Source organism: Belnapia sp., assembly GCF_059504005.1.
Genome location: NZ_JCACHU010000041.1, coordinates 1 through 8,523, shown reverse-complemented (window position 1 = coordinate 8,523; position 8,523 = coordinate 1). Strand labels below are relative to the sequence as shown.

The following is an 8,523-nucleotide window of genomic DNA, read 5'->3' as shown; positions in this document are numbered from 1 at the left end:
ATCGCCTGGGCCCTGCTGGCCCGAGGAGGGACCTACACCACAGCCGCGACCGCCTGGGCGGTCGCGTCCGAGCTCGCCGGGCGCCGCGCCCGGCGAGGGGCAAGGTGCTGAAGCGACGATGACAGCGAGAGACCGGTGAGCCGGTGACGAGAGAGGCCGTTTATCGCAGTGCGCCCCCGAAGCGCGTTCACCTGATTGCCCCTCGTTCCGCGCAGCTCATCAGGGCCCGCGGCCAGGCCGGCCGCATCAGAGGCCGTACACAGCTATGGACGGCCCCACCCCACGTGGGTCATCTCGGCTTTCTAACAGCACGGTCGCCTGCAGTCAGCTATCCGGTCTCGTCTGGACCCTGATGGTTTCCGCGAAACGGCGTCCAATCATTTAACGCTCTCGAGGAGCGATGTGTCCGTCGGACTTTGCCGCTTCTCGGTCCTGCAACCGAATCTGCCATCAAACCTCGACTACCCTCGCAGACCGTGGGCCTCAGCCCGCGCGCCGCGTCCCATCAGGGAGCGGACGCGAAGGCCCTGGCCGGTTCGTAGCGCTCTCCACGCATCATAATGGCCCAGGCGATCCGTGCGAGCTTGTTGGCGTAGGCCACGGTCGCCACGTTCACCGGCCGTCGTTCCAGCAGACGGTCAACCCAGCCGGTCGAGCTGCTAGGTGCCCGCTTACGCCAGCCGACGATCGCCCTCGCGCCGTGGACCAGCAGGCGGCGGATGTAGCCATCGCCCCTCTTGCTGATGCCCCCGAGCCGCTCCTTGCCGCCGCTCGACCTCTGCTGCGGTACCAGCCCCAGCCAGGCGGCAAACTGCCGCCCGGAGCCAAACTGACGTGGGTCGCCCACCGTTGCCACCAGCGCACTGGCCGTAATCGGACCGATACCCGGCACACCCTGCAACCGGCGGCTGGTTTCATCCGCTTTGTGCCAAGCGAGCAGCCTTGTCTCCACCTCGTCGACGCGCTCGCCGACAGCCCGCAGTTGCGCAGCCAATATGCCAAGCATCTCAGCCGCCAGCGGCGGCACCCGCCTCTCAGCCTCTGCCCCCGTTTGCAGCAGCGCGAGCAGCCGGTCGATGTTGCGGATTCCGTGACCAACGGCGATGCCGAACTCGGCAAAGTGGGCTCTGATGGCGCTGATCAAGCTGCTGCGCTGACGGATGAGCAGATCCCGCGTCCTGTGCAGAAGGATAACGGCCTGCTGCTCTGCTCCCTTCACTGGGACGAAGCGCATGGTCGGACGCGTGACCGCCTCACAGATCGCCTCGGCGTCCGCTGCGTCGTTCTTTTGGCTTTTCACATAAGGCTTCACGAACTGCGGTGGCATGAGCCGGACCTCGTGGCCCAGCTTGCTCAGCTCGCGCCCCCAATGGTGTGCCGTCTGACAGGCCTCCATGCCAACAAGCGCCGGCGGCAACCCTGCAAAGAAGGCCACGACCTCACTTCGACGCAACCGGCGCCGCAGAACAACCCGCCCCGTGGCATCGACCCCGTGCGCCTGGAAAACGTTCTTGGCCAGGTCAAGTCCGATAACCTCGACCGCCATCCTCGCCTCCTCTTGCCGGGCCTCCTGGTCGTGTCCTCGACCAGAAAGCCAGTTAGGAAAGCGGGGCCGTCCATTCCATCATGACCGCACCCGTGCTCTCGGTGCCAGAGTTGCTGATTCGCCTTGACCCGCAGGGGGCATCCACACATGCGATAAGGCGTCTCCGCCGGCCACCTCCGACGGCCATGCGCACCCGCTCCTAGAAGCGCTGTAGGCTATCGGAGGCAGGGTCGTCCGCTGCAAACCAACGAGCGAGCGTTGGCACGTCTTCCATCACATCCGCTGGGCATTATCAATTTGGCAGTGCCTGAAACGGACCTGTGTCGAATCTAAGCCCGCGGCATCTTGCGCTCCATTTCTCGTATCAGCGACCGTGCTTCGTCTCCTTCCGGAATAGCTCTTCCGCTATCACGCCATTCGATAGCGGCCTTGAAACCCTCTGCCTGTGCCTGCCGCCGGAACCATAGCCCTTCAGGATTGTGGCGCGCGATGCCGTCGAAAACGGTCGCCATCATCTGCGACTGCTCAAGGCCCATCGTCAGCATCACTTGATTCACGACCATCTTGTGCATGGCAAGGTGGCTGCGCGGCACGCCGGCGATCCGGTTTGCGAGCTCCCGGGCAGCATTATCGAGATCGGTTGCTGGCACGACCACATTGGCCAGACCCCATTCACCTGCCGTGCGGCCATCGATGACATCGCCGGTGAACATGAGTTGCTTGGCGCGCGCCGGTCCTAAGCGATAGGTCCACATCGCCGTTGTGGGACACCCCCACACGCGCGTCGGCATGTAGCCGATGCGCGCATCGTTAGCCATCACCAGCAGATCGCAGCACAAGGCGATGTCGCTGCCACCTGCCACCGCAGCGCCATGTACCTTGGCGATGGTCGGCTTGCTGCACCGCCAAAGGCTCATGAAGTCTCCGGTGTTGCGCTTCATGAAGGCGTAGTCGACCATCGGATCCCACGGGTGGGATTCCTGTTGACCGGGGCGCTCGGCACGGCTTTCGGCGGTGCTGATGAGATCGTAGCCGCCACAGAAGCCCTTGCCGGCACCTTCCACGATGATAACGTGGACCTCGCTGTTCGCCTCCGCCCATTCGACCGCAGCCCTTATCTCGCGCGGCATGTCGCTGTTGATGGCGTTCAGGCGCTCGGGCCGATTGAGGAGTAGGCGTGCGATTCGCGGCTGCTCCGCATCCTGATCAATCCGAAGGGTGCTGAAGTCGGGCATCAGTTGGGTCCTTGTCATTCAATGGCTTTGAGAGTGAACTGCCGCGCATTTAGAAGAAGCGGCGCCGGGTGGGGATCAGCGCAACCGCCGCGACGCTCGCAGTGATGACCCTCAAGGCCGAGGCAATCATTACCAAGCTCATGAGTGCCGAGCGCTCGAGTAAGCGCCGCAGCACCTTGGGTGGTACGAGGATCGTTGGGTCGACCCGGCAAATGCTCTTCATTTTGCCTCCCCCTTCACTTCCCCACGGTTGAGCACTGCGAGCATCTCTGACACACAAGCATGAGGGTCGCCGCCCGTCGCCGCGATACGCAGGGAGACGCCTAGCGCGAGCGTCCAAAAGCGCTTCGATCCAACGACGGCATCGGCTTGCGCCCAGCCGAACTGCGTCTGTTGTGCTGCGTAAGCGCGCGCGCCTTCGTGGTGAATCCGGTCGAAGGCCTCGGCGATCATCGGAGCAAGCTCAGGTCTCCGGCGCGCGAGCGCCATCGCCTCAATGATAAGCGACAGCGCGGGCGCAGGCGCCACCACTTCGACGAGTATGCGTATGTAGGCGCGCGCGTCAGGGCTTGCCGCAGCCGTTTCCTCGGCGCGCGCTCCGAGGTGAACCAGCTCGTGGCATGCTGCCTCGACGAGCAACGCCTCCTTTGAACCAAAATAGTAAGTGACTTGGCTTGGGTAGCAGTCAGCTTCTGCGGCGATTGCGGTCACCGCGACGTCCGGTCCACGCGTCGTGAATAGCTCCACCGCTACCTCTAGCAGCCGCGTGCGCGTTCGCTGCCCCATGTTGCGGGTCGCCCGAGCTTGATGACGCACTACCGTTTGCATGCATGTTTGTATGACATAAAAACAAGAGCCGCAAGCTCAGCAGTAACGGCTGCGGCTCGTTCTCGCCCGCCTGAAGCCTTCAGAGCAGTCGATCCGGAGCGCAAATGACGGTAGGCGGCAATTATCCTCCCTGGCCGCTCGCGCTCGACGACATTGCCTCGAGAGCAGGCCTCTTCAGCCAGGGGCGTTCGAGTACGGAATGAACCGCAGCACCCGACTTTCGATGCGGCCGACGAGCGCGCCGTCATCGCGGCCTCGTTCGGCCAATGCAGCTTCGGCCCGGTCTCGCCTCATGCCTCCCACACTGCCATAAGGTCAAAGCCGTGCCGGCGCTTGATCCGGGCCGCGTGGTCGCGGAAGCGAGCATGGAGGACCGCCTGTTGTGCTCGGAGATCTCGTAGCTGCGCAACTAATGCAGGGGGTGCTCCTGTGTCGTAGGCGGGGCTGATTCCGCCGGCGCCAATCGCCACGGCGGTTGCAAGGATGGTTCGACAGACGAGGGTGCTGCCACTCATTGGTCCTCGCAGGTGGCGTGGGTCGTTGACTGGCCTGCGTTGTATGCCGTGCCTTGAGGCGTCACCACCGGGCGCTCACTTGTTGCAGTCCAGAGGATCTAAAACCATCATCGGCGGCCGCACGGCAGCAGTGCGCAAGCCGACAAAGCACGATCCGTCACATGCAATAAGGGCTGCGTCTCGGGCTTCACTCTGCCTTTCCCTGGTTGTTGATAACGCGGGTTCTTCGGCCATCTCGCGTTTTCCACAGCCGGGCCTTATTCCTGAACGCCAGCCCCCTCTCATCACACTTTCACCCAGGTGACGACGGTCGCCGCTGAGGCCACATACCGGCTATGAGCATGTTCCCTGAGCAGTTGCCACCACCCGTGAGGCCCAAGCTTTCGTCTGAGGAGCGCCAGCGCCGGGCCGTCGATCGACTGAAGACCATCCGGTTACGGATGGCGATCGGCCGCGAGCTGGACGAACGAGGCATCATCAAGCCCGCCGAGATCGGTGTTACGCTCGGGATGCCGGCGGCTGAGGTGAACAAGCTCCTGACCCGGCATCAATAGCGCGAAGGCGAGGTCGAGCGGCTCGAGGCTGCAGCAGGCCGGCTGTGGTTGCCGGTGCCGATCCTGGGTCCGTAATGCTCATAAGCAAATCCAGCGTCGCCAGAATCCTCGTAGAACGGCTATATCTTGATTTGAGTTTACGCCTCTGGTCTGGCTTCAACCAAGTCGATCAACCGAAGATAGGCAAGCCGCCTGCTCCAGGCGTTTGACATCCTCTTTGAGAACCCGATTGATTGCCGTACAGTTTCGCATGGGTGAGGGTGCGTCCCAATGTTTCTGGGTCCCAGATCTATACGACAGTTTGCCTTCAACTATCTTACAGGCCTAGTTCGATCGCGCCACGGCACCCGCCTGATGGAACTTGGCGCGAGATTGTCCCACTGGTTCCTGAATTCCTATTGGAACGAGCGATATTACGAGCCTGGCACCAATGGTGAGCTTTTCGTCCTCAACACCATGGCCGAGACCTATGGGCGCGGCAGGAGTGTTGTGGCCTTCGACGTCGGCGCCAATCTGGGCCTATATTCCGAGGCGATCCTGCAGGCGATGCCCGAGGCGAAGATCCACTGCTTCGAACTCGTCCCCTCCATTCACGAGCATCTCCAAGCCCGTTGGCGCGGCCATCCGGCGGTAACGGTGAACGGCTTCGGCTTGTCGGACAGGGAGGTCGAGCTGGACGTGACTTTCTATCCCGACTCGCCAACCGAGGGACGCATCCACGCCAGCCGTCGGAACATGCGCACGGAAACGGTGACCGGCCGAGTTTGCCGCGGCGACGACTATCTGGCCCGCCATGGCATCGACCGCGTGGATTTTCTGAAGATCGACACCGAAGGGCATGAGCTCTTCGTCCTGAAGGGCTTCGAACGGGCGCTGGCCGAGGGCCGGGTGACAGCCATCCAACTCGAGTACGGCACGACTTGGCTACCGGCGCGGACTCTGCTGAGCGACGCCTACGACCTGCTGTCGCCGTTCGGCTACAGGATCGGGCGGCTGTTCCCGGACGGCGTGCGCTTCAAAGCGTACGACTTCTCCCAGGACGAGCATTTCCGCATGGGCAACTACATCGCAGTGCTGGGCGACCAGGAGGATTTGATCCGAAGGCTCGCGCCTCGCAGGTTTGGCGGACAGGACCGCTAGAGTAGGTTGCGCTCTGGCGCGTGGATTTTGCTCGATAGTTAACGGCCCTCTGCCAAAGGCCCTCTGCCAAATCGGCGCTTTTCCGCGACTGCGGCAAGCACTGGTTCACATGCGGTAAGCCCCGCTTCCACTCAAGCATTTGGCTGCAAATCGGCTGAACTAACACCAGGTGGACCACAATAAGGAGGGTACCTGCTGCTCCTCGCATTTGACAGTCCGTTTGCGAAGTCATGGGGCGGGCACCCGCCTGCGATTGGGATGGGCGAGGCGGTGCAGCTTCAGGCGGATCGCGGCCAGAGTGACCATCGCTTCGGAGACTTCGGGCAGCGCCTCGTAGTCCTTGGACAGCCGCCGCCAGCGGCCGAACCAGCCGAGCGATCTCTCGACCACCCACCGGCGCGGCTGCACGACGAAGCCGGCCGTGCCTGCGGCGCGGCGGACGATGATCAGCACCAGACCCGTCAAGAAGCAGGCGAGCAGGGCGGCAGGCCGATTGTAGATGTTGTCGGCGAAGACGACCCGGAGCCAGGCATAGAGCGGCTTCACGCGCTTCAGCAGGTCACCGAGACCGTCGGCGTCCTGGATGTCGGCGGCATGCACGAGGATGCCGAGCAGCAGACCGTCCGTGTCGACCGCGACGTGACGCTTGCGCCCCTTCAGTCGCTTCGCGGCATCCCAGCCGCGCGGGCCACCGCTCTCCGTGGTCTTCGCGCTCTGGGTGTCGACGATCACCGCGGTGGGGCTGGCCTCCCGCCCGGCGCTCTCGCGCAGCAGGACCACGAAGTGGTGGCGGATGCTCTCCCACACGCCGTCCCGCAGGAAAGCGCGTAGGTAACCATACACCGTACGCCATGGCGGGAAGGCCGGCGGCGGTGGTAGGTGCCGCCACTGGCAGCCGGTGCGCACGAGGTAGAAGAGCCCGTCCAGCAGGTTCCGGGTGTCCGTCCTGCGCGGCCGCCCGCCGGGCTTGGCGGCGGGGATCAGTGGCTCGAGCAGACGGAACTGGTCATCTGTCATGGCTTGGCCGGTGTCCACATGGCGATCTCCGGGCAGGAAACCGCCTGCAACGCCCGCTGAAGGGTCATGATCAGCCCCTGTCGCCCACCCCGCCGCCGTCGCGCACAGGCCCCTCGACGCCGCCCTTGACTTGCGGATCCGCACCCAAGCTAGATGGATGACGGCAAAGAAGAAGCACGTCTGGCCTGATCCCTTGCCTTCCGCAAAGGAGGTCGCAATGAAAGTTGCTCTTAACTTTCGGGTCGTATTGGTCCTGCTCGGTGTCGTACTGTTCGCCTTTGGGGTGAAAGCCAACGCGGTCACCGAGTGGAACCTGGTCGCCGTGAACGCGATCCCACCGCTCGCCGCGACCGGGCCGGTCGCCAGCCGCGTCCTTGGCTATGTCCATGTCGCAATGTTCGATGCGGTGAATGCCGTCGAGCGGCGGTATGCCCCCTACAAGGTGGATGTCAGCAGGCCCGGCGCGTCGGCCGAGGCGGCCGCTATGGCTGCGGCGCACGGCATCCTGGTCAGGATCTACCCAGGCCAGCGGATCGGGCTAGACGCAACGCTCGCCAAATCGCTCAGCGCCTTGCCAGAGGGTGAGGCGCGAGAGGAGGGCATCGCGCTCGGCAGGCTGGTGGCCGAAAGGACCGAGGTGGCCGTGGACGACTTCGGCGCCCCGGATCCGGCCTTCCAGATGGGTGCGACGCCGTCGTCGTGGCGGCCCTATCCGGCCAGCGCGCCGCCGCGCGGTCTCGGCTGGGGCAAGATCAAGCCATTCGCGCTCTCTGGCGGCGGCAAGTTCGAGCTGCCTGGGCCTCTTCCGGTCAGGTCTCCTGACTACGCCAGGGAACTCGGCGAGGTGCGCCGCCTCGGCGGGCGCGACAGCCCTGCGCGCACGGCTGAGCAGACCGCAACGGCGATCTTCTTCACGGTCGGCGGTGGGCCGCTCCTCAACGACGTCGCGCGCCAGGAGGCGAACGCGAGGGGGCTCGACTTGCCCGAGACCGCCCGCCTCTTTGCGCTGATCAACATAGCCATGTCCGACGCCATGATCGCCGGAATGCGTGAGAAGTGGCGGCATGACTCCCCGCGCCCGGTGACGGCAATCCGGGCGGGGCAGACGCTCGGCAATCCGGCCATCGAGCAGGATGCGGCGTGGGAGCCGCTGATCATCACTCCCAACTTCCCCGACTACCCTTCGCTGCACAGTGCGAATTCCGCCGCCGGCGCGACCATCCTGCGCAAAATCTTCGGCGGCGACACCACCCAGGCACGTGTGAGCGTCACCTACCCCTTGGGCGGGGTGACCCGTTCCTGGACCACCTACACCGATCTCGTGTCTGAAACGACCAACGCCCGGGTCTGGGGTGGCCTACACACCCGCACGGCGTGCGAGCACGGGGAAGGATTAGGCCAGCGCATCGCCGAGTTCGTGTTCGACGCTTTCCTGCAGCCGAGTAAGGAAACGCGATAGGGGAACAGCAGAAGTTTGCCTGCGAACTGGCGAGGGTCTTCCATGCGATAAATCGGTGCCTCTCGGAGCGGCTCCGAGGCCCCTTTGTGAATGGTGGCGTGAGACAACGGATAGCGCAGGCCAGGATGAGCTCCGAAGGCTCGTGGCCGTCTGACCTTATCAAACGGGCTCTGAGCCTAGGGCACGGCACGCAATAATTTATCCAATGGTTTGCCGAGCACATGCGCTA

The 8,523-nt window shown here is 64.0% G+C and carries 7 protein-coding genes; 3 read left to right on the top strand and 4 right to left on the bottom strand.

Translation table 11 applies throughout. The features are described 5' to 3' along the window. Positions 1-505 precede the first annotated feature (505 nt). From AC5JJ1_RS05820 to AC5JJ1_RS05810, 3 genes are all read right to left on the bottom strand, one after another. Entirely contained in the window at positions 506-1,546 is a 1,041-nt protein-coding gene (locus AC5JJ1_RS05820) for an IS110 family RNA-guided transposase (RefSeq protein ID WP_495784162.1), read from the bottom strand. Between the two features lie 329 nt (positions 1,547-1,875). Further along, on the bottom strand, positions 1,876-2,781 hold the full coding sequence (locus AC5JJ1_RS05815) for a crotonase/enoyl-CoA hydratase family protein (RefSeq protein ID WP_495784161.1): 906 nt from the start codon (positions 2,779-2,781) through the stop codon (positions 1,876-1,878). A 219-nt stretch (positions 2,782-3,000) separates the two neighbouring features. Beyond that, the gene (locus AC5JJ1_RS05810; RefSeq protein WP_495784163.1) at positions 3,001-3,567 is read right to left on the bottom strand and encodes a TetR/AcrR family transcriptional regulator C-terminal domain-containing protein; all 567 of its coding nucleotides are present in this window, start codon (positions 3,565-3,567) and stop codon (positions 3,001-3,003) included. A gap of 898 nt (positions 3,568-4,465) precedes the next feature. On the opposite strand from AC5JJ1_RS05810, the gene AC5JJ1_RS05805 reads away from it, so the two are divergent. Continuing rightward, positions 4,466-4,678 (top strand): hypothetical protein, encoded by a 213-nt coding sequence (locus AC5JJ1_RS05805; RefSeq protein WP_495784160.1) that lies wholly within the window; start codon positions 4,466-4,468, stop codon positions 4,676-4,678. 354 nt (positions 4,679-5,032) lie between these two features. Beyond that, the gene (locus AC5JJ1_RS05800; protein ID WP_495784159.1) at positions 5,033-5,818 is read left to right on the top strand and encodes an FkbM family methyltransferase; all 786 of its coding nucleotides are present in this window, start codon (positions 5,033-5,035) and stop codon (positions 5,816-5,818) included. Between the two features lie 228 nt (positions 5,819-6,046). Here the strand turns inward: AC5JJ1_RS05800 and AC5JJ1_RS05795 are convergent, their stop codons facing one another. Further along, entirely contained in the window at positions 6,047-6,853 is an 807-nt protein-coding gene (locus tag AC5JJ1_RS05795) for an IS5 family transposase (RefSeq protein ID WP_495784158.1), read from the bottom strand. 139 nt (positions 6,854-6,992) lie between these two features. Between AC5JJ1_RS05795 and AC5JJ1_RS05790 the strand changes: the two genes are divergently transcribed. After that, entirely contained in the window at positions 6,993-8,294 is a 1,302-nt protein-coding gene (locus AC5JJ1_RS05790) for a vanadium-dependent haloperoxidase (RefSeq protein WP_495784157.1), read from the top strand. Positions 8,295-8,523 lie beyond the last annotated feature (229 nt).

What these genes read in the sequence shown, in the direction of transcription:
- AC5JJ1_RS05820 (WP_495784162.1), bottom strand. Translation starts at nt 1,546, where the DNA reads ATGGCGGTCGAGGTTATCGGACTTGACCTGGCCAAGAACGTTTTCCAG.
- AC5JJ1_RS05790 (WP_495784157.1), top strand. Translation starts at nt 6,993, where the DNA reads ATGACGGCAAAGAAGAAGCACGTCTGGCCTGATCCCTTGCCTTCCGCA.
- AC5JJ1_RS05805 (WP_495784160.1), top strand. Translation starts at nt 4,466, where the DNA reads ATGTTCCCTGAGCAGTTGCCACCACCCGTGAGGCCCAAGCTTTCGTCT.
- AC5JJ1_RS05810 (WP_495784163.1), bottom strand. Translation starts at nt 3,567, where the DNA reads ATGGGGCAGCGAACGCGCACGCGGCTGCTAGAGGTAGCGGTGGAGCTA.
- AC5JJ1_RS05815 (WP_495784161.1), bottom strand. Translation starts at nt 2,781, where the DNA reads ATGCCCGACTTCAGCACCCTTCGGATTGATCAGGATGCGGAGCAGCCG.
- AC5JJ1_RS05800 (WP_495784159.1), top strand. Translation starts at nt 5,033, where the DNA reads ATGGAACTTGGCGCGAGATTGTCCCACTGGTTCCTGAATTCCTATTGG.